Origin of the sequence: Burkholderia sp. WP9 (assembly GCF_900104795.1) — a bacterium.
Taxonomy (GTDB): Bacteria; Pseudomonadota; Gammaproteobacteria; order Burkholderiales; family Burkholderiaceae; genus Paraburkholderia.
The window spans coordinates 2,278,528-2,298,383 of sequence record NZ_FNTG01000001.1; the positions used below are offsets into that span (position 1 = coordinate 2,278,528).

General features: G+C 64.8%; 19 protein-coding genes. 9 read left to right on the top strand and 10 right to left on the bottom strand.

Annotated features, from left to right (window positions below):
- From kdpE to BLW71_RS10200, 10 genes are all read right to left on the bottom strand, one after another.
- Positions 1 to 699 (bottom strand): two-component system response regulator KdpE, encoded by a 699-nt coding sequence (kdpE, locus tag BLW71_RS10155; RefSeq protein WP_091795932.1) that lies wholly within the window; start codon positions 697 to 699, stop codon positions 1 to 3.
- Positions 692 to 3,529: a DUF4118 domain-containing protein gene (locus BLW71_RS10160; protein ID WP_091795935.1), complete on the bottom strand. Its 2,838-nt coding sequence runs from the start codon at positions 3,527 to 3,529 to the stop codon at positions 692 to 694. Before BLW71_RS10160 ends, kdpE begins: the two co-directional genes overlap by 8 nt.
- A 223-nt stretch (positions 3,530 to 3,752) precedes the next feature.
- Complete coding sequence (gene kdpC / locus BLW71_RS10165; protein ID WP_091795938.1) at positions 3,753 to 4,331, bottom strand: potassium-transporting ATPase subunit KdpC; 579 nt, start codon at positions 4,329 to 4,331, stop codon at positions 3,753 to 3,755.
- 34 nt (positions 4,332 to 4,365) lie between these two features.
- The gene (gene kdpB, locus BLW71_RS10170; protein ID WP_091795941.1) at positions 4,366 to 6,450 is read right to left on the bottom strand and encodes a potassium-transporting ATPase subunit KdpB; all 2,085 of its coding nucleotides are present in this window, start codon (positions 6,448 to 6,450) and stop codon (positions 4,366 to 4,368) included.
- Between the two features lie 52 nt (positions 6,451 to 6,502).
- A complete protein-coding gene (kdpA, locus tag BLW71_RS10175) occupies positions 6,503 to 8,308 on the bottom strand; it encodes a potassium-transporting ATPase subunit KdpA (protein ID WP_091795943.1) in 1,806 nt (601 codons plus the stop codon).
- Positions 8,305 to 8,397 (bottom strand): K(+)-transporting ATPase subunit F, encoded by a 93-nt coding sequence (gene kdpF, locus BLW71_RS10180; protein WP_091795945.1) that lies wholly within the window; start codon positions 8,395 to 8,397, stop codon positions 8,305 to 8,307. The genes kdpA and kdpF overlap by 4 nt, the downstream gene beginning before the upstream one ends.
- A complete protein-coding gene (locus tag BLW71_RS10185; protein WP_007175652.1) occupies positions 8,394 to 8,507 on the bottom strand; it encodes a hypothetical protein in 114 nt (37 codons plus the stop codon). Before BLW71_RS10185 ends, kdpF begins: the two co-directional genes overlap by 4 nt.
- 254 nt (positions 8,508 to 8,761) lie before the next feature.
- The gene (locus BLW71_RS10190) at positions 8,762 to 9,736 is read right to left on the bottom strand and encodes a quinone oxidoreductase family protein (RefSeq protein WP_091795948.1); all 975 of its coding nucleotides are present in this window, start codon (positions 9,734 to 9,736) and stop codon (positions 8,762 to 8,764) included.
- A gap of 59 nt (positions 9,737 to 9,795) precedes the next feature.
- On the bottom strand, positions 9,796 to 10,185 hold the full coding sequence (locus BLW71_RS10195) for a methylglyoxal synthase (protein WP_091795951.1): 390 nt from the start codon (positions 10,183 to 10,185) through the stop codon (positions 9,796 to 9,798).
- A gap of 69 nt (positions 10,186 to 10,254) precedes the next feature.
- Entirely contained in the window at positions 10,255 to 11,034 is a 780-nt protein-coding gene (locus tag BLW71_RS10200) for an SDR family oxidoreductase (protein ID WP_091795954.1), read from the bottom strand.
- A gap of 290 nt (positions 11,035 to 11,324) precedes the next feature.
- On the opposite strand from BLW71_RS10200, the gene upp reads away from it, so the two are divergent.
- The 9 genes from upp (at position 11,325) to rng (ending at position 19,839) form a co-directional block, all read left to right on the top strand.
- On the top strand, positions 11,325 to 11,975 hold the full coding sequence (gene upp / locus BLW71_RS10205) for a uracil phosphoribosyltransferase (RefSeq protein ID WP_011487457.1): 651 nt from the start codon (positions 11,325 to 11,327) through the stop codon (positions 11,973 to 11,975).
- 444 nt (positions 11,976 to 12,419) lie between these two features.
- Positions 12,420 to 13,148 carry a YebC/PmpR family DNA-binding transcriptional regulator gene (locus BLW71_RS10210; RefSeq protein ID WP_091795956.1) on the top strand — a complete coding sequence of 243 codons (729 nt, stop codon included), beginning with the start codon at positions 12,420 to 12,422 and terminating at the stop codon, positions 13,146 to 13,148.
- Positions 13,149 to 13,386: 238 nt separating this feature from the next.
- A complete protein-coding gene (gene purD / locus BLW71_RS10215) occupies positions 13,387 to 14,685 on the top strand; it encodes a phosphoribosylamine--glycine ligase (RefSeq protein WP_091795959.1) in 1,299 nt (432 codons plus the stop codon).
- A gap of 300 nt (positions 14,686 to 14,985) precedes the next feature.
- Positions 14,986 to 15,909 carry an oxygen-dependent coproporphyrinogen oxidase gene (gene hemF / locus BLW71_RS10220; protein WP_091795961.1) on the top strand — a complete coding sequence of 308 codons (924 nt, stop codon included), beginning with the start codon at positions 14,986 to 14,988 and terminating at the stop codon, positions 15,907 to 15,909.
- 49 nt (positions 15,910 to 15,958) lie between these two features.
- The gene (locus BLW71_RS10225; protein ID WP_091795964.1) at positions 15,959 to 16,675 is read left to right on the top strand and encodes a nicotinate-nucleotide adenylyltransferase; all 717 of its coding nucleotides are present in this window, start codon (positions 15,959 to 15,961) and stop codon (positions 16,673 to 16,675) included.
- 4 nt (positions 16,676 to 16,679) lie between these two features.
- Positions 16,680 to 17,138, top strand: coding sequence for a ribosome silencing factor (gene rsfS, locus BLW71_RS10230; RefSeq protein WP_091795967.1), 459 nt, complete (start codon positions 16,680 to 16,682; stop codon positions 17,136 to 17,138).
- A gap of 46 nt (positions 17,139 to 17,184) precedes the next feature.
- Positions 17,185 to 17,655 (top strand): 23S rRNA (pseudouridine(1915)-N(3))-methyltransferase RlmH, encoded by a 471-nt coding sequence (gene rlmH, locus BLW71_RS10235; protein ID WP_091795971.1) that lies wholly within the window; start codon positions 17,185 to 17,187, stop codon positions 17,653 to 17,655.
- A 75-nt stretch (positions 17,656 to 17,730) separates the two neighbouring features.
- Entirely contained in the window at positions 17,731 to 18,360 is a 630-nt protein-coding gene (locus BLW71_RS10240) for a Maf family protein (protein WP_091800681.1), read from the top strand.
- A gap of 9 nt (positions 18,361 to 18,369) precedes the next feature.
- On the top strand, positions 18,370 to 19,839 hold the full coding sequence (gene rng / locus BLW71_RS10245) for a ribonuclease G (RefSeq protein WP_011487448.1): 1,470 nt from the start codon (positions 18,370 to 18,372) through the stop codon (positions 19,837 to 19,839).
- Positions 19,840 to 19,856: the final 17 nt, after the last annotated feature.

Sequence of the window (19,856 nt, forward strand, 5' to 3'; positions counted from 1 at the left end):
TCAAGCCGCCCCCACCAGCCGGTATCCCACCCCGGTTTCCGTAATGATATGTTCCGGCTGCGCCGGATCGCGCTCGAGCTTGCCGCGCAGATGCGCCATATAGATGCGCAGATAGTGATGGCTCTCGACATGCGACGGCCCCCACACGTCGCGCAGCAACTGGCGGTGCGTGAGCACGCGGCCGGCGTGGCGCACCAGCGTGGCGAGCAGCCGGTATTCGATCGGCGTCAGATGGACGGCCGCGCCGTCGCGGCTCACCTGCCGCAAGGCCAGGTCGACGGTCACGGCGCCGAAGCGCACTTGCGGCGACTCGTTCGCACCACCCTGATTGCGCCGCCGCATATGCGCGCGGATTCGCGCGAGCAACTCGGACACGCCGAACGGCTTGGTGAGGTAGTCGTCCGCGCCGGCATCGAGCGCGGCGACTTTCTCGCTTTCCTGCGTGCGCGCCGACAGCACGATCACCGGCAATTCGCTCCAGCCGCGCAGTTCGCGGATCACGTCGAGGCCATCGGTGTCGGGCAGGCCAAGATCGACGATCACCAGATCGGGCTTGCGCGTGGCGGCTTCGACGAGACCCTGCTTGCCGGTTTCGGCGTCGTGCACGACGATGCCCTCGCCTTCCAGCGCCGTTCGCACAAAGCGGCGAATCTGCTTTTCGTCTTCGATCAGGACGACGGTGATGCTCGGGTCACTCATGGGTAGGCTTGGCAAGCGTGTTAGGAGTTGGTTCGCTGTCGGTGTCGGCGTGCGTCAAAGCATCGGCGCCTTCGTCTTCGAGTGCGTCCGGTGCGTCGGGCGGCGTTTCCACGGGCAGCGTGAACCAGAAGCGCGCGCCTTCCACATGGCCGTCCGCCGACACGCGATTGAGCGCGCCGATTGTACCGCCGTGCGCTTCCACGATCGCGCGGCAGATCGCAAGCCCGAGGCCGATGCCCGGCTTGGCCGACTCTTTCTCGCCTCGCGTGAACTTCTCGAACACGCGTGCTTCCATGCCGGCGGGCAGGCCCGGGCCGTCATCGTCGACAGTGACGCGCACGAACGACTTGCCGTCCGCGTCGAGACGCTGCGCGCCGATCGTCAACGGCGTGGTCGGCGCCGTGTATTTGGCCGCGTTCTCGAACAGGTTGGAAAAGAGGCGCTCCATCAGCACGGCGTCGAGGTGCAAGAGCGGCAAGTCGGCGGGCAACTTCACCTGCACCGGATGATTCGCCAGCACGCGTTTGCACGCGCGCAGCGCGGCGCCCACGGTTTCTTCGAGCAGCGTCCATTGCTGGTTCAGTTGCAGACTGCCCGCCTGCAGGCGGGCCATGTCGAGCAGATTCGTGACGATGCCCGTCATGCGCAGCGCTTCCTCGTGAATCGCTTCGACCAGTTCGCCGCTGGGCTGCGTATCAGGCGATTGCGCGAGCATCGACGAGAAGCCGACGATGGTCGTCAACGGCGTGCGCAGATCGTGCGAGATCGCCGACAACAACGAGTTGCGCAGGCGCTCCGACTCCATGTTCACGAGCGCATCGCGCGCGATGTCCACGTAGTGCACCCGTTCCAGCGCGAGCGCGATCTGCGCGGCGAACGCGTCGAGCATGCGCTGCTGTTCGGGCACGTCGAGTTCGCCCTCGTTGCGCATCACGACCGCAAGCACGCCGCGCGTACGCATGGGCGCCTTCAGCGGCAGGTAGAGGGCCGCGGCGGCCGGCAGCGTATCGGTGCCGTGACCGGCCGGCTTCTGCTGATCGTAGACCCATTGGCCGACGTCGCTATCGAGCATCTCGCCTTCGAGCGTGACCGCCGCGTCGGGATCCTCGATCTTCTGTTTGACCTGATCGGCGCTATCCGGCAACAGAATCGCGACGCGTGCGCCGAACACCTCGCTCACATGACGGCTGCCTATGCCGACGATCTGCTCCGTGGTCAACGCCGCGGCCAGCTCGCGCGCCATCGCGTACATCGCGCCGGTGCGTTGCTCGCGCCGCCGCGCCACGCTCGCCTCGCGGCGCAGACTCGAGGTGAGATGGCTGATCACTAGCGAGGTCAGCAGCATGCCGAAGAAGGTCAGCAGATACTGCGTGTCCGAGACCGACAGCGACATGCGCGGCGGCACGAAGAAGAAATCGAACGCGGCCACGCTCATGAACGACAGCACCACACCCGGCCCGCGCCCGAGCTTCACCGCGGCGAAGATCACGCCGAGCAGATACAGCATGACGAGGTTGGTCAGATCGATATGGTCGATCAACTGGCTCGACAGCAAGGTGATGGCCGCGCAGATCGCCAGCGCGAAAGCGTAGGCGCGCGGCGGCGAGCGGCGTTCGCGCGCGGCGCTCAATGCATCGCGCCAGGCGTTCGCGGTGGTGTTCAAAAGATGCCGATGCTCGCCGCCGTCGCGCTCAGAAGAAGCGCGAATCAGCGTGAGATCGAGATCGCCCGCTGCCGTTTCGGCAATACGCTCGCCGAGGGGCTTGCGCAACCAGCGCTGCAGGCCCGTGCGCGCCGACGCGCCGGCCACGAGCTTCGACACGTTGCGAGCCTGCGCGTAGCCGATCAATGCGGCGGCCGCGTCGGCACCCGCCAGCGTCGCGGTTTCGGCGCCGAGTTCAGCGGCGAGCTTCAGCGCGTTCAGCGTGCGTTCACGGCGCGCATCCGGCAAACGCTGCAGCGCGGGCGTCTCGACATAGACGGCAATCCAGTCGGCCTTCAGGCTGGCGGCAAGGCGCGCCGCCGCGCGCACCAGCATCGGCGCTTCCGGGCCGGGGCCGACGCACACCAGCAAGCGCTCGCGCGCCTGCCAGATGCGCTGGATCGAACGGTCGGCGCGATACTCCCGCATCTGCGCATCGACGCGATCCGCGGTGCGGCGCAGCGCCAGCTCGCGCAACGCGATCAAGTTGCCTTTGCGAAAGAAGTTGCGCACCGCGCGTTCGGCCTGCTGCGGCAAATACACTTTGCCATCGCGCATGCGGTCGAGCAGTTCCTCGGCGGGCAAGTCGACCAGCGTGACTTCGTCGGCGCGGTCGAACACGCGATCCGGCACGGTCTCCCAGACGCGAATGCCGGTGATCTGTCCGACCACGTCGTTCAGACTTTCGAGGTGCTGGACGTTGACCGTCGTATAGACGTCGATGCCCGCGTCGAGCAGTTCGTAGACATCCTGCCAGCGCTTCAGGTGGCGCGCGCCCTGCACGTTCGAATGCGCGAGTTCGTCGACGAGAATCAGTTGCGGCTTGCGGGCGAGCGCGGCGTCCAGATCGAACTCGCCGAGCTTGCGGCCGCGATACTCGATCTGCGCGAGCGGCAGCACGTCGAGGCCTTCGAGCAGCGCCGCGGTTTCGCTGCGGCCATGGGTTTCGGCGATGCCGACCACCACGTCCGCGCCTTCATCGTAACGGCGGCGCGCGGCCTGCAACATCGCATAGGTTTTGCCGACGCCCGCCGACGCGCCGAAAAAAATCTTCAGCCTGCCTCGCTGACGTTTTTCTTCGTCGCGTTGCAGCTTGTCGAGCAGCTCATCGGGATCGGGGCGGTTCATGCTCAATGGTTTTCATCGTTGGACGAGCGTCAGTCTACGCATGGTGGCACGGCGGCGGCGCGGCCGCAAATGGCGGGGGCCGCTCATGGCGGCCAGCACAGATCGCTTCGCGCCGCGGCTACGCTCATGCCGCACCGCCATCATGCGCGCTACGCCGCGCCGTCAAAAGCCAAAGGCGGAGTCGCGAGGACGCCGCCTTTGCGAAACGCTGCGCCTCAGAGGCTCAGCCGCGCTTCATCTCGTCCAGCGCCAGGTTCAGTTGCAGCACGTTCACGCGCGGCTCGCCCAGAATGCCGAACTGACGGCCGCTCGTATAACGGTCCACCAGCGCCTGCACGTCGTTCGGCGCGAGCTTGCGAGCCTTGGCGACGCGCTCGATCTGATAAGCCGCCGCAGCCGGGCTGATCTCAGGATCGAGACCGCTGCCCGACGACGTCACCAGATCGACCGGCACCGGCTTGGACATATCCGTGCCGGCGGCTTTCAGCGCGTCGATGCGGCCTTTGATTTCGTCGAGCAAGGCCGGGTTGGTCGGGCCGAGATTCGACCCGCTCGAACCCTGCGCGTTGTACGGCATCGGGCTGGTGGCCGACAGACGGCCCCAGAAGTACTGCGGCGCGTCGAACTGCTGGCCGATCAGCTTCGAGCCGACCACCTTGCCGTCCTGTTCGAGCATGCTGCCGTTGGCCTGATCGTGGAAGGCCGCCTGACCGACAGCGGTCATCACCGCCGGATAAGCCAGCCCCGTGACGGCGGTGAGCACCGCGAACAGCACGATCAACGGACGGAACAGATTTTTCATGATGAATGATTCCTCTTGAACTAGCGACTAGCGCTCAGACCCAACCGAACGCGGCCAGCACCATATCGATCAGCTTGATGCCGATGAACGGCACGATGATCCCGCCCAAACCGTAAATGAGCAGATTGCGGCGCAGCAGGATCGCCGCACCCAGCGCGCGATAACGCACGCCCTTGAGCGCCAGCGGAATGAGCAGCACGATGATCAGCGCGTTGAAGATCACCGCCGACATGATCGCCGAAGCCGGCGTGGCCAGATGCATCACGTTCAGCGCGTTCAGTGCCGGATAGGTCGTGGCGAACGCAGCCGGAATGATCGCGAAGTATTTGGCGACGTCGTTGGCGATCGAGAACGTGGTGAGCGAGCCGCGGGTCATCAGCATCTGCTTGCCGATCTCGACGATCTCGATCAGCTTGGTCGGATTCGAATCGAGGTCGACCATGTTGCCCGCTTCCTTCGCGGCCTGCGTGCCGGTGTTCATCGCCACCGCGACATCGGCCTGCGCGAGCGCCGGGGCGTCGTTGGTGCCGTCGCCTGTCATCGCGACGAGGCGGCCTTCGGCCTGGTGCGCGCGGATCGTGGAGAGCTTCGCTTCCGGCGTGGCTTCGGCGAGGAAATCGTCGACGCCAGCTTCAGCGGCGATCGCGGCGGCGGTCAAGCGGTTGTCGCCCGTCACCATGATGGTCTTGATACCCATCTTGCGCAGTTCGGCGAAACGTTCCTTGATGCCGCCCTTCACCACGTCCTTCAACTCGATCACGCCGAGCACGCGCGCGCCCTGCTCGCCCTTCTCCGCGACCACGAGCGGCGTGCTGCCGCGGCGCGCGACTTCGGCGACCGCGTTGCTGACTTCATTCGGGAAACGTCCGCCGTTGGCTTCGACATAGTTCTTCACTGCGTCGGCCGCGCCCTTGCGGATTTCACGGCCCGGCAGATCGACGCCGCTCATGCGCGTTTGCGCGGTGAACGCGAGGAACACAGCATGCAGCGACGCCATATCGCGTTGACGGATATTGAAGCGCTGTTTCGCCAGCACGACGATACTGCGGCCTTCCGGCGTTTCATCGGCGAGCGACGAGAGTTGCGCCGCGTCCGCGAGCGCTTCTTCCGTCAAGCCCGGCGCGGGCACGAATTGCGACGCCTGGCGATTGCCGAGCGTGATGGTGCCGGTCTTGTCGAGCAGCAGCACGTCGACGTCGCCGGCGGCTTCCACCGCGCGGCCCGAGGTGGCGATCACGTTGGCCTGCATCATGCGGCTCATGCCGGCCACGCCGATCGCGGACAACAACCCGCCGATGGTGGTCGGAATCAGACACACCAGCAGCGCGACCAGCGCGGTGATCGTCACCACGTGGCCGGCCTTTGCGGCTTCGACCGAGAACATCGAGAACGGCAGCAGCGTGGCGGTGGCCAACAGCATGACGATCGTCAACGCGACCAGCAAAATGGTCAGCGCGATTTCGTTCGGCGTCTTCTGACGCTTCGCGCCTTCCACCATCGCGATCATGCGGTCGAGGAACGCCTCGCCCGGGTTCGCCGTGACGCGCACCACGATCCAGTCCGACAGCACGCGCGTGCCGCCCGTCACCGACGAAAAGTCGCCGCCCGACTCGCGGATCACCGGCGCGGATTCGCCCGTGATTGCCGATTCGTCGACCGACGCGACACCTTCGACCACTTCGCCGTCGGCCGGAATCACGTCACCGGTTTCGACCAGCACGACGTCGCCCTTGCGCAGGTCGGAAGCCGTCACAATGCGGATCGGCGACTTCGGATGCGGCTCGTTCAACTTCTTGGCCATCACGTCTTTCTTCGCGCTGCGCAGCGACGCCGCCTGGGCCTTCGAGCGGCCTTCGGCGAGCGCTTCCGCGAAGTTGGCGAACAGCACCGTGAACCACAGCCACAAGGTGACCGCGAGAATGAAGCCCGCGGGCGCCTCGGCCTGGCCGCCGAGCGCGGCGATCCAGAGAATGGTGGTGAGAATGCTGCCCACGTACACGCAGAACATCACCGGATTGCGGAACTGCGTGCGCGGCGTGAGCTTCTTGAAGGAGTCCACGATCGCCGGGCGCACCAGCGCCGGGTCGAACATGGACCTGGTTGCATTATGTTCAGTCATTGAATCCTCGAATTTCCCGTTTGCGCGTGATCACTCGTTTTCATCGCGGGTCTCAATGGGCGCCCATCATCATCAGATGTTCGACACCAGGACCCAGCGCGAGCGCAGGCACATAAGTCAGCGCGCCGACCAGCAGCACCGTGCCGAGCAGCAGCACGACGAACAGCGGTCCATGCGTGGGCAGCGTGCCGCCGGTCACGCCGATGCGCTTTTTCGCGGCGAGCGAGCCGGCAATCGCGAGCACCGGAACGATCGTGCCGAAGCGGCCGAACCACATCGCGATCGCCGTGAGCCAGTTGTAGAACGGCGTGCCCACCGTGAGGCCCGCGAACGCACTGCCGTTGTTGTTGGCGGCCGAGCTGAACGCGTAGAGGATTTCAGAGAAACCGTGCGCGCCGGGGTTGAGAATGCCGGCCTTGCCCGCGTCGCTCAACACCGCGATCGAGGTGCCCACCAGCACCAGCAGCGGCGTGAGCAGCACGACGATCGACACCATCTTCATCTCGTACGCTTCGATCTTCTTGCCGACGTATTCCGGCGTGCGACCGATCATCAGGCCCGCCACGAACACGGCCAGCAGCGCGAACACGAGCATCCCGTACATACCGGAACCCACGCCGCCGAAGATCACTTCGCCCAGTTGCATCAGCAGCATCGGATACAGGCCGCCGATCGGCGTCAGCGAATCGTGCGTGTTGGCGACCGCGCCGCACGAAGCCGCAGTGGTCGCAACCGTGAAGATGCCCGACTGCGCGATGCCGAAGCGCGTTTCCTTGCCTTCCGCATTGCCGCCCGACTGCAACGCATTGGCCGATTGATCGACGTGCAATGCGGCGATAGCCGGATTGCCGGTCTGCTCCGCGCTGATTTCGCCGAACACGCAAACCGCGAAAGCGATCGTCATCGCGGCGAGCACGGCCACGCCTTGCCGGCGGTCCGCGATCATGCGACCGAACACCAGCGCCAGCGCCGCCGGGATGAGCAGGATCGAGAAGATCTGCAGGAAGTTCGAGAACGGCGTCGGGTTTTCGTACGGATGCGCCGAGTTGCCGTTAAAGAAGCCGCCGCCGTTAGTGCCCAGCATCTTGATCGCTTCCTGCGATGCAACCGGACCCATGGCGAGCGTTTGCGTCTTCACCGGCGTATCGACCGTCACCGGATTGCCCTTCGCGTCCTTCACCGGATTGCCTTGTGCGTCGAGCTTCGGCGCGGCATACGTGGTGGTCTGCAAGGTCGGCACGTCTTCATACGACTTGAAGTTCTGGATCACGCCCTGGCTCATCAACAGCGCCGCGATGATCGCCGACATGGGCAGCAGCACGTAGAGCGTCGCGCGCGTCAGGTCGACCCAGAAATTGCCGATGGTTTGCGCGGTGTGGCGCGCAAAGCCGCGAATCAACGCGATCACCACCACGATGCCGGTGGCGGCCGAGAAGAAGTTCTGCACGGTGAAACCGAGCATTTGCGTGAGATAGCCGACGGTTTGTTCCGGCGTGTAATCCTGCCAGTTCGTGTTGGTCACGAAACTGACTGCCGTGTTGAACGCGCCGTCCACCGTCATCGGGCCGAACTGTTGCGGGTTGCCCGGCAGCCAGCCTTGCACGCGCAACAGTACATAGAGAAACGCCACGCCGAGCGTGTTGAACGCGATCGTGGCGATCGCATAGTGCTTCCAGCTCATTTCCGTGGAAGGATCGACGCCCGCGATGCGATACAGCAAGCGCTCGACGGGACCGCCGAGGCGCACCACGCGCGAGCTGCCGTCCATCACGGCGCTCAGATAACGGGCCATCGGCACCGCGGCCGCCAGCAGCACGACGATGAACAGGCCCGCTTGCAGGACATTGTTGGAGTTCATTCAATGTCCTCCGCGCGCAGCAGCGCATAGACCAGGTACACGAACAGCAGCGCGGTCGCCGCACCGGACAACCAGAGAATCCAGCTCATGAGCGCGCTCCCTGACCACGGCGGAACTGCATCAACTTCTCGCAGCCGGCAATTAACGCAAAGGTCAGTGCGGCGAACAGCACCAAGCCCCCGACATACAGCACATCCATTTTTGTTCTCCATTACACGGACTTTGGATGGGTGCAACGTTATGCCGAACCGCGTAAAGGGCTGGTCAAAGATGGGAGGGCGTGTATAAAAATCGCGTAAACGGGAAAGGCCGTTCCATCGCAAGACGGAACGGCCTTGTGCATGCCTGGCATGGGTTTACGGCGTGACGCGCCGGCTTTTCCAGTGCGTCGAGCGCGACTTCGAGGAACGCGCGATTTTTATAGGGCTGACGGCACGTTTATGCCGCGACGCCTCACGGCAGCAGAACCGTCGAGCCCGTGGTGCGGCGTCCTTCGAGATCCGCGTGCGCTTTTCCGACATCCGCCAGCGCGTAACGCTGATTGATGCTCGTCTTCACCTTGCCCGACACCAGCATGTCGAATAGCTCGGCGGACATCGCCTCGTAGTCGCTGCGTTTGGCGATATAGGTGAAGAGCGTCGGACGCGTAAAGAACAGCGAACCACGCCCGGCGAATTCAGAAGAGTCGATCGGCGGCAACGGCCCCGACGCGTTGCCGAAGCTCACGAACATGCCGAGCGGCGCGAGGCAATCGAGCGAGCCCGCAAACGTGTCTTTACCGATCGAGTCGTATACCACCGGCACGCCCGCGCCGTTGGTGATCTCGCGCACGCGCTTGGTGAAGTTCTCGCGCGTGTAGACGATCGCGTGGTCGCAACCGTGCGCCGTGGCGATCTGCGCTTTTTCATCCGAGCCGACCGTGCCGATCACCGTCGCGCCGAGCGCCTTCGCCCATTGGCACACCAGCAGGCCGACGCCGCCCGCCGCGGCCTGAATCAGGATCGTGTCGCCGGCCTTCACCGGATACGTGCGACGCAGGAGATATTGCGCGGTCAGGCCTTGCAGCATCACCGAGGCGGCCTGCTCGTCGCTCAGGGCATCGGGCACCTTCACGACCTGCGCGGCCTGCAGCACCCGCTCCTGCGTGTAAGCGCCGGGCGGACGCGCCACGTAGGCAATGCGATCGCCCACCTTGAGGCCGGTCACGCCCGCGCCGAGCGCCGTCACCTCGCCGGCCGCCTCCATGCCGAGGCCGCCTGGCAACGGCAACGGATACAGGCCCGTGCGGAAGTACACGTCGATATAGTTGAGTCCAACCGCCGTCTGTTTGACGCGGATCTCGCCCGCGCCCGGCTCGCCGACTTCGACGTCGACCCACTTCATGACCTCCGGGCCGCCGGTTTTATCGAATCGGATTGCTTTGACCATCATGTCTCCTTGGGGTTGGATTGGAATTGGAGCGTGCCGCGTGTGCAATGCCGCTGATCTCAGACCTGTTGCGTGAGGCGCAAGGTCAGCGAATCGAGCACCATGCGCGCGGTCGAAATGTTGGTCGCGCACGGAATGTTGTGCACGTCGCATGCGCGCACCAGGGCGTTGATGTCCGGCTCGTGCGGCTGCGGTGTCATGGGGTCGCGCAGGAAGATCACCATGTCCACGCGCCCTTCCGCGAGTTGCGCGCCGATCTGCAGGTCGCCGCCGTGCGGGCCGGACAGCATCCGCTCGACCGCGAGGCCATGCGCGTCGGCGATGCGCCCGCCGGTCGTGCCGGTCGCCACGATGTTGCAACGCCTGAGCGTATCGACGTATTCGCCGGCCAGTTTGACGATGTCGTCTTTTTTATGATCGTGCGCGATCAGCGCGATACGGGTGGTCATGACGTAAGACTCCTGAAACCGTTGTGATTGTCGTTGTTGTAGTGATGATGGAACTGCCGCAACTGCCGATCAGAACGTGCCCGGATAGGCGCCGCCGTCGATCAGCCAGTTCTGCCCGGTAATGTAGCCGGCATGCACGCTGCACAGGAACGCACAGGCGCGGCCGAATTCGTCGCGGTTGCCGAAACGGCCGGCGGGGATCGTCTTCATGCGCTGCTTGCGGGCGTCGTCGACGGAAATGTTTTGCGACTTGGCCTGCGCCGCGAAGGTCACGGCAATGCGGTCGGTGTCGAAAATTCCCGGCAGCAGGTTGTTGATGGTCACACCGGTGGGCGCGACCTTGCGCGCGAGGCCCGCGACGAAGCCGGTCAGCCCCGAACGCGCGCCGTTGGATAACCCGAGCACGTCGATCGGCGCCTTCACCGCGGAACTCGTGATGTTGACGATACGCCCATAGCCGCGCTCGCTCATCGAGTCGATGGTTGCGCGAATCAGCTCGATTGGCGTGAGCATGTTGCTCTCCAGCGCGCGGATCCAGTCTTCATGCGTGAAGTTGCGGAAGTCGCCCGGCGGCGGACCACCCGCGTTATTCACCAGAATGTCCGGCTGCGGACAGGCGGCGAGCGCCGCGGCGCGGCCTTCGGGCGTGGTGATGTCGCAGGCCACCGTCTTCACTTCCACGCCGCTTTGCTGGCGGATCTCCGCCGCGGTGGCTTCGAGCGTCTCGGCGGTGCGCGCGACGATCGTCAGGTTGACGCCCTCGGCGGCGAGCGCTTCCGCGCAGCCGCGGCCGAGTCCCTTGCTGGCCGCGCAGACCAGCGCGGTGCGTCCTGCGATTCCCATGTCCATGTGTATTCACCTCGTGAAGTTGTGCGTCGTGAGAAAGCGCCAGGCGGCCTCAGCTTTTTCCCCGCTCGTGAGTCTCGCCCGAAGCGCCGGGTCCGGCGGGCTCCCGTGGCGAAGTTTCCCCCGATTCTAGAAGAATCGGTGCCGGACTGCGCCGGCTCGCTGCAATCTCCGGTATCTTCGGAGCGCACTCTTTCGGTAAACTTGCGCCGTGGCGCGTCCGCCAGCCAGCCGGCCCCCCGGCCATGCGGCGCGCCGAACCGATCCCTCTAGCCGCCGCTTGCGCCCCCGCCATGACTCAGGACAGCCGTTTCCCCAATCTCTTCATCCTCGATCACCCGCTGATCCAGCACAAGCTGTCGCATATGCGCGACCGGGACACCTCGACCCGCACGTTCCGCGAACTGCTGCGTGAAATCACGCTGCTGATGGGCTACGAAATCACCCGCAACCTGCCCATGACCACGCGCCGCCTGACCACGCCGCTCGTCGAGATCGACGCGCCGGTGATCGCCGGCAAGAAGCTGGCGATCGTGCCGGTGCTGCGCGCCGGCATCGGCATGTCGGACGGCCTGCTGGAACTGGTGCCGTCGGCGCGGGTGGGCCACATCGGCGTGTATCGCGCTGAAGACCATCGCCCGGTCGAATATCTGGTGCGCCTGCCCGACCTCGAAGATCGCGTGTTCATTCTGTGCGATCCGATGGTCGCGACCGGCTATTCCGCCGTGCACGCGGTCGACGTTCTCAAGCGCCGCAACGTGGCGGGCGAAAACATCCTGTTCCTCGCGCTGGTCGCCGCGCCCGAAGGCGTGCAGGTGTTCCAGGACGCGCACCCGGACGTCAAGCTGTACGTCGCCTCGCTCGATTCGCATCTGAACGAGCACGCCTATATCGTCCCGGGTCTCGGCGACGCCGGCGACCGCCTGTTCGGCACGAAGAACTGAAAGCGGCCTGAAAAGCGCACGACGGCGTGCGGCCAAGGCCGCCGCCGCGCACTTTTCGCGTCGTTTGCGGCTATCTCGCCCTCTGCCGCACCCTTGCGGCGTGATAAAATTCGAATCCGCTCAAAGAGCGGCTCAACTTGCACCACCGCCTGGCGCACCGCGCCTTTCGCGGGGCCCGGCAGGCCGGCGCGGCATTCGTCGCGTGGGGTCTGGCCAGATCGCCCTGTCCCAACCGCGCTGCCGACCTGCGGTCCCGCTAGCCGGGTCCGGCCGGGCGTGGCGTGGCGAGGCGCGAGACGGGTAGCCACGAATGGTTGACCCGGACAGTTAAGCACCGGGCGGATTGACATCGCGGCGCACAAACGCAGAACGCGTCAGCGCCCGACATCGCAACGACAATTGCACACTGCGTGCGCCCCACTGGCGCGCGCGACGGAGAAAGGTATGGCGGGTCATTCGAAATGGGCCAACATCAAGCATAAGAAAGCAGCGGCCGACGCCAAGCGCGGCAAGGTCTGGACGCGGCTCATCAAGGAAATTCAGGTCGCGGCGCGCATGGGCGGCGGCGACATCGACTCGAACCCGCGTCTGCGGCTCGCCGTCGAAAAGGCATACGACGCCAACATGCCCAAAGATAACGTCAACCGCGCGATCCAGCGTGGCGTGGGCGGCGTGGACGGCGCAAGCTACGAGGAAATCCGCTACGAAGGCTACGGCATTGGCGGCGCGGCGGTGATCGTGGACACCATGACTGACAACCGCACGCGTACCGTGGCGGAAGTGCGTCACGCGTTCTCGAAGAACGGCGGCAATATGGGCACGGACGGCTCGGTGTCGTTCATGTTCGATCACGTCGGCCAGTTCCTGTTCGCGCCCGGCACGCCGGAAGACAAGCTGATGGAAGCCGCGCTCGAAGCTGGCGCTGACGACGTCGTCACGAATGAAGACGGCAGTATCGAGGTGCTGTGCCCGCCGAACGATTTCCCGAAGGTGAAGTCCGCGCTCGAAGCCGCCGGCTTCAAGGCCGAACTGGCCGAGGTGACGATGAAACCTCAGACGGAAGTCGAGTTCACCGGCGAAGACGCCGTGAAAATGCAGAAGCTGCTCGACGCGCTGGAGAATCTGGACGACGTGCAGGAAGTCTATACAAACGCCGCGATCGCCGACGAATGAGCGTGCCCCGGCGGCGCGTAGTGCAGCGGTTCCTGTCGAACCGCGCCACGCCGCCGGCCCTCGCGTCGTTGCTGAAGCGCCGAAGCGCGTGAGTGCGACTTCCGCACCGCGCTTCCACCCGGCTTCGCACCGTGCCCTGCGCCGCTACTGGCTGCGGGCCCAATGCGAACCTCGTTGTCATTGCACGGCTGAGCATGTTGCGTCAGCCGTTTATGGTTTTTAAGTCTCGGGGATTCACATGAAGTTACTCGTCGTCGGTTCCGGCGGTCGCGAACATGCGCTCGCATGGAAGCTCGCGCAATCGCCGCGGGTCCAGCTCGTCTACGTGGCTCCTGGCAACGGCGGCACCGCCCAGGACGAGCGTCTGCGCAACATCGACATCACGGATCCGGCCGCGCTCGCCGATTTCGTCGAGAACGAGCAGATCGCCTTCACGCTGGTCGGGCCGGAAGCGCCGCTCGCGGCCGGCATCGTCAATCTGTTCCGCTCGCGCGGTCTGAAGATTTTCGGGCCGACCAAAGAAGCCGCCCAGCTCGAAAGCTCGAAAGACTTCGCGAAGGCGTTCATGAAGCGCCACGCGATTCCGACCGCCGAATACGAAACCTTCGCCGACGTCGCCGCCGCGCACGCGTATCTGGACGCCAAGGGCGCGCCGATCGTCATCAAGGCCGACGGACTCGCCGCGGGCAAGGGCGTGGTGGTCGCGCAAACGCTGGAAGAAGCGCACGCCGCAGTGGACATGATGCTGTCGGACAACAAGCTCGGCGACGCCGGCGCGCGTGTCGTGATCGAGGAATTCCTCGCCGGCGAGGAAGCGAGCTTCATCGTGATGGTGGACGGCAAGCACGTGCTGCCGCTCGCTTCGAGCCAGGATCACAAGCGTCTGCTCGACGGCGACCAGGGCCCGAACACGGGCGGCATGGGCGCCTACTCGCCCGCGCCGATCGTCACGCCGCAACTGCACGCCCGCGTGATGCGCGAAATCATCCTGCCGACGGTGCGCGGCATGGAGAAGGAAGGCATCCGCTATACCGGCTTTCTTTACGCCGGCTTGATGATCGACACGCAAGGCAACCCGAAAACGCTCGAATTCAACTGCCGCATGGGCGACCCCGAAACGCAGCCGATCATGGCGCGTCTGAAGGGCGACTATTCGAAGGTGGTCGAGCAGGCGATCGCCGGCACGCTCGATACGGTCGAGCTGGAATGGGACCGCCGCACCGCGCTCGGCGTGGTGCTCGCCGCGTACAACTATCCGGATACGCCGCGCAAGGGTGACCGCATTAACGACATTCCGGCTGAAACCGCGGATTCGGTCACGTTCCACGCCGGCACCACGTTGACGGACGGCAAGCTGACCACCTCGGGCGGCCGCGTGCTGTGCGTGGTCGGCCTGGCGGATTCGGTGCGCAGCGCGCAGTCGGTCGCGTACGAAACGATCAACCAGATCTCGTTCGACGGCATGCAGTACCGGCGCGACATCGGCTACCGTGCGTTGAACCGCAAGCACGACGCCAAGACCGAAGGCAAGCACTAAGCCGCACTGCGCCGCACCAGGCCATTACCCCGCTCGCCCGCGTGCGGCGCCAACAGCGCTACACTGCGGGTTTTCGCGGCGGGTCTTGGCAGCAGGTCTTAGCAGCGACACCGGCGCCCACCGCACCATGTGGGCCGATCCGGGCCCATGCGGGCTAAACGACGGAGCCGGGAGCATTTCGCCGGGCGCGAAAAAACGTCAGGCGCGCCTTCGCAGGTTCCGACCTGACGCGGGCCCGGCCAACGCCCTTCACGACGAACCCGCGGCACGACGAGCGTGCCGCCCTCAGCATCTGCATTCATGACCGAATCGAGCTACGACGCACAGGCCGTGCGCAACTGGCTGCAAGGCCTGCAAACGCAGATCGCGGACACGCTCGGCGCGTTCGACGGCACGCCGTTCGCCACCGACACATGGCAGCGCGCCCCCGGCGAGAAGCTGCGCGGCGGCGGCTGCACACGGATTCTGGAAGGCGGCAACTTCTTCGAGCGCGCCGGCATTGGTTTCTCGGACGTCGCGGGCGACGCGTTGCCGGGTTCGGCAAGCGCGGCGCGTCCGCAACTGGCCGGCCGGGGTTTCGAAGCGATGGGCGTATCGCTCGTGCTGCACCCGCACAATCCGCACTGCCCGACCGTGCATATGAACGTGCGTCTGCTGGTCGCGACCAGGGCCGGCGAAGAACCGGTCTTCTGGTTCGGCGGCGGCATGGATCTGACGCCGTACTACGGCTACGAGGAAGACGCGCAGCATTTCCATCGCACCTGCCGCGACGCGCTGCAGCCTTACGGCGCGGACCTGTACCCCAGTTTCAAGCGCTGGTGCGACGAGTATTTCTTCCTCAAGCACCGCAACGAGCCGCGCGGTATCGGCGGGATTTTCTTCGACGATTTCTCGGCGCCGGGCTTCGATCAATCGTTCGCGATGCTCAAGAGTGTGGGCGACGGGTTCCTCAAAGCGTACCTGCCGATCATCGAAAAGCGCCGCAACATTCCGTACGGTCAAGCCGAGCGGGATTTCCAGGCATACCGGCGCGGGCGCTACGTCGAGTTCAATCTGGTCTTCGACCGTGGCACACTGTTCGGGCTGCAGAGCGGTGGACGCACGGAATCGATCCTGATGTCGATGCCGCCTGTGGTGAACTGGCGCTACAACTGGCAGCCCGAACCGGGCACGCCGGAAGCGCGTCTTTACAGCGATTTTCTCGTGCCGCGCGAGTGGGTGTGACGGGCAGCGCCCGCACCTTGCTCCAATCGTCACGACAAAGGATCTTCACCTGAAGCCGAACGCTCATCCTGTCGCCCTGCCTCGCCGGATCGGACTGCTCGGCGGCACTTTCGATCCGATCCACGACGGCCATCTCGCGCTCGCGCGGCGTTTCGCGCATGTGCTGCATCTGACCGAACTCGTGCTGTTGCCGGCCGGCCAGCCCTGGCAGAAATCGGACGTGTCGCCGGCCGTGCACCGGCTGGCCATGACGCGCGCGGCGGCGAGCGAACTGGTGCTGCCGGGCACGACCGTGCGGGTCGCGACCGACGAAATCGAGCACGACGGCCCGACTTACACGATCGACACGCTGCAACGCTGGCGTGAACGCGAAGGTGAGGACGCATCCATTGCGCTCCTGATCGGCGCGGATCAACTGGTGCATCTCGACACGTGGCGCGACTGGCGGCGCCTGTTCGAGTTCGCCCACATCTGCGCGGCCACCCGGCCCGGTTTCGACCTCACGTCGATTCCGCCGGCGGTCGCTCAAGAAATCGACGCGCGCCGTGCCCGCGCCGACGTTCTGCAAGCCACGCCCTGCGGCCACTTGCTGATCGATACGACGCTTGCGTTCAACGTTTCGGCCACCGACATTCGCGCGCATCTGCGCGAGCAGGTGAACCAGCGGCTTGCCCTCGCGGGCGGCGAACAGCAAGACCAGGCGGCGAGCCATGTCCCCACCGCGGTGTGGGACTATATTCTTCAACATCATCTGTACCACCGGTAAATCCATGGATATTCGCAAACTGCAACGCGTGATCGTCGACGCTCTCGAAGACGTCAAAGCGCAAGACATCAAGGTGTTCAACACCAGCCACCTGACCGCGCTGTTCGATCGCGTGATCGTCGCGAGCGGCACCTCGAACCGGCAAACCAAAGCGCTCGCTTCGAGCGTGCGCGAGAGCGTGAAGGAAAACGGCGGCGAGATCATCAGCACCGAAGGCGAGGACATCGGCGAATGGGTGCTGGTGGACTGCGGCGACGCGATCGTGCACATCCTGCAGCCGGCCCTGCGTCAGTACTACAACCTCGAAGAAATCTGGGGCGACAAGCCGGTGCGCATCAAGCTGTCCACGCCGGATCCGTTCGGCGGTGCGCGTTCGAGCGAGCCCGACGAAGACGAGGACGAAGAGGAAGCCGCGCCGGCGGTGAAGAAGCCCGCGCGCAAAGCGCCCGCACGCCGCAAGTGAGCGGGCTTCGGCCCACTCACCGTTCTCGTTCGCGAATGCTTGCGCAATGAAACTGCATATCCTCGCCGTCGGCCACAAGATGCCGGACTGGATCGCCACCGGCTTCGACGAATACGCGAAGCGCATGCCGCCCGAGCTGCGCATCGAACTGCGCGAGATCAAACCCGAGCAGCGTTCGTCGGGACGGCCGGCGGAAAGCGTGATGGCCGCCGAGCGGCTGAAGATCGAAGCCGCGTTGCCGAAGAACGCGCGCATTGTCGCGCTCGACGAGCGCGGTAAGGACTGGACCACCATGCAGCTTGCCGGCGCCCTGCCCGGCTGGCAGCAGGACGGCCGCGACGTGGCGTTTCTGATCGGCGGCGCCGACGGTCTCGACCCCGATCTCAAAGCGCGCGCCGACATGTTGCTGCGCGTCTCGAGCCTGACTTTGCCGCACGCGATGGTCCGCGTACTCCTGGCCGAGCAGCTTTACCGCGCGTGGACCATCACGCAAAATCACCCCTATCATCGCGTGTGAATGGACGAGGCGGCGCACGGATTGCGCGGCGCGCCCGTCGCATGTCCATGCAATCCGCTTCATCGAGACCTGTTCATGTCCACGTCCGCCGCATCGCTGCATCCGTTCGTCTACCTCGCTTCGCAAAGTCCACGCCGCCAGGAGTTGTTGCAACAGCTCGGCGTACGTTTCGAACTGCTGCTGCCGCGCCCCGATGAAGACGCCGAAGCGCTCGAAGCCGAGTTGCCCGGCGAGCGCGCGCGCGACTATGTGCAGCGGGTGTGCGTCGCCAAGGCGCATGCGGCACGCGCGCGCCTCGTGGCCGGCGGTCATGCCGCGCGGCCGATCCTGGTTGCGGACACAACCGTCACGATCGACGACGCGATTCTCGGCAAGCCCGTCGATGCCGACGACGCTGTCGCGATGCTCACGCGCCTTTCCGGCCGCGCTCACGAAGTGCTGACGGCCGTGGCCGTGGTCGACGCCGAGGGCACGCTGCTGCCCGCCGCGCTATCCGTGTCGAAGGTGCGTTTTGCTGCACTGCACGCAGACGCGATCCGCCGCTATGCGGCGAGCGGCGAGCCGCTCGGCAAAGCGGGCGCGTACGGTGTGCAGGGGCGCGCCGCGGAGTTTATCGAGCATATCGACGGGTCCTATTCAGGTATCATGGGTTTGCCGCTTTTTGAATCTGCTGCGCTCCTGCGTGCAGCGCGCATCGACTTCTAAAATAACACCATGAATGAAGAAATCCTGATCAATGTCACGCCGCAGGAAACGCGCGTCGCGCTGGTCCAGCAAGGCGCAGTCCAGGAACTTCACGTCGAACGAACGCTGTCGCGCGGCCGCGTCGGCAACGTCTATCTCGGCAAGGTCGTACGCGTTTTGCCGGGCATGCAGTCCGCTTTCATCGACATCGGTCTTGAACGCGCCGCGTTCCTTCACGTCGCCGACATCTGGCATCCGCGTATTGCCGGCGAACCACAGCATCAGGCGCCGCATCAGCCGATCGAAAAAATCGTCTTCGAGGGCCAGACGCTGATGGTGCAGGTCGTGAAGGATCCGATCGGCACCAAAGGCGCGCGCCTGTCCACCCAGGTGAGCATTGCCGGTCGCACGCTCGTCTATCTGCCGCAGGAACCGCATATCGGCATCTCGCAGAAGATCGAGAGCGAAGCCGAACGTGAAGCCGTGCGCGCGCGTCTGACCGCCGTGCTGCCCGCCGATGAAAAAGGCGGCTATATCGTGCGCACCATCGCCGAAGATGCAACTAGCGAAGAGCTGGCCGGCGACGTCGCGTATCTGCGCAAGACGTGGGCGACGATCCTCTCGCAAGGGCAGCGCATGCCGCCCACGAGCCTGCTCTATCAGGATCTGAATCTCGCGCAGCGCGTGCTGCGCGATTTCGTGAACGATGAGACGTCGCGCATTCAGGTCGACTCGCGCGAAACGTATCAGATGCTGGCTGATTTCGCGGCCGAGTTCACGCCGGCGGTGTCGTCGAAACTGCACCACTACACCGGCGAGCGGCCGCTCTTCGATCTGTACAACATCGAGGCGGAAATTCAGCGGGCGTTGTCGCGGCGGGTCGATCTGAAGTCGGGCGGGTATCTCGTGATCGACCAGACCGAAGCGATGACGACCATCGACGTGAACACGGGCGGCTACGTCGGCGCGCGCAACTTCGACGATACGATCTTCAAGACGAACCTCGAAGCCGCGCACACCATTGCGCGGCAATTGCGTCTGCGCAATCTGGGCGGCGTGATCATCATCGACTTCATCGATATGGAAAACGTCGAGCATCGCGATCAGGTGCTGGGCGAATTGAAGAAGGCGTTGTCGCGCGATCGCACGCGCGTGACGGTGAATGGTTTTTCACAGCTTGGTTTGGTGGAGATGACGCGCAAGCGTACGCGTGAATCGCTCGCGCATGTGCTGTGCGAGCCGTGTCCGGTTTGCCAGGGCAAGGGGCAGGTCAAGACGCCGCGTACCGTGTGTTATGACGTGCTGCGCGAGATTCTGCGCGAGTCGCGGCAGTTCAATCCGCGCGAGTTTCGCGTGGTGGCGTCGCAGCAGGTGATTGATCTGTTTCTCGAGGAAGAGTCGCAGCATCTGGCGATGTTGATTGATTTTATTGGTAAGCCGGTGTCGCTGCAGGTGGAGTCGAATTTGAGTCAGGAACAGTACGATATTGTTTTGATGTAGAAGAATTAAATCATTGC

Excerpts from the sequence above, each read along its gene's own strand:
- kdpE (WP_091795932.1), bottom strand. The coding sequence starts at position 699 with ATGAGTGACCCGAGCATCACCGTCGTCCTGATCGAAGACGAAAAGCAG.
- BLW71_RS10160 (WP_091795935.1), bottom strand. The coding sequence starts at position 3,529 with ATGAACCGCCCCGATCCCGATGAGCTGCTCGACAAGCTGCAACGCGAC.
- kdpC (WP_091795938.1), bottom strand. The coding sequence starts at position 4,331 with ATGAAAAATCTGTTCCGTCCGTTGATCGTGCTGTTCGCGGTGCTCACC.
- kdpB (WP_091795941.1), bottom strand. The coding sequence starts at position 6,450 with ATGACTGAACATAATGCAACCAGGTCCATGTTCGACCCGGCGCTGGTG.
- kdpA (WP_091795943.1), bottom strand. The coding sequence starts at position 8,308 with ATGAACTCCAACAATGTCCTGCAAGCGGGCCTGTTCATCGTCGTGCTG.
- kdpF (WP_091795945.1), bottom strand. The coding sequence starts at position 8,397 with ATGAGCTGGATTCTCTGGTTGTCCGGTGCGGCGACCGCGCTGCTGTTC.
- BLW71_RS10185 (WP_007175652.1), bottom strand. The coding sequence starts at position 8,507 with ATGGATGTGCTGTATGTCGGGGGCTTGGTGCTGTTCGCCGCACTGACC.
- BLW71_RS10190 (WP_091795948.1), bottom strand. The coding sequence starts at position 9,736 with ATGGTCAAAGCAATCCGATTCGATAAAACCGGCGGCCCGGAGGTCATG.
- BLW71_RS10195 (WP_091795951.1), bottom strand. The coding sequence starts at position 10,185 with ATGACCACCCGTATCGCGCTGATCGCGCACGATCATAAAAAAGACGAC.
- BLW71_RS10200 (WP_091795954.1), bottom strand. The coding sequence starts at position 11,034 with ATGGACATGGGAATCGCAGGACGCACCGCGCTGGTCTGCGCGGCCAGC.
- upp (WP_011487457.1), top strand. The coding sequence starts at position 11,325 with ATGACTCAGGACAGCCGTTTCCCCAATCTCTTCATCCTCGATCACCCG.
- BLW71_RS10210 (WP_091795956.1), top strand. The coding sequence starts at position 12,420 with ATGGCGGGTCATTCGAAATGGGCCAACATCAAGCATAAGAAAGCAGCG.
- purD (WP_091795959.1), top strand. The coding sequence starts at position 13,387 with ATGAAGTTACTCGTCGTCGGTTCCGGCGGTCGCGAACATGCGCTCGCA.
- hemF (WP_091795961.1), top strand. The coding sequence starts at position 14,986 with ATGACCGAATCGAGCTACGACGCACAGGCCGTGCGCAACTGGCTGCAA.
- rsfS (WP_091795967.1), top strand. The coding sequence starts at position 16,680 with ATGGATATTCGCAAACTGCAACGCGTGATCGTCGACGCTCTCGAAGAC.
- rlmH (WP_091795971.1), top strand. The coding sequence starts at position 17,185 with ATGAAACTGCATATCCTCGCCGTCGGCCACAAGATGCCGGACTGGATC.
- BLW71_RS10240 (WP_091800681.1), top strand. The coding sequence starts at position 17,731 with ATGTCCACGTCCGCCGCATCGCTGCATCCGTTCGTCTACCTCGCTTCG.
- rng (WP_011487448.1), top strand. The coding sequence starts at position 18,370 with ATGAATGAAGAAATCCTGATCAATGTCACGCCGCAGGAAACGCGCGTC.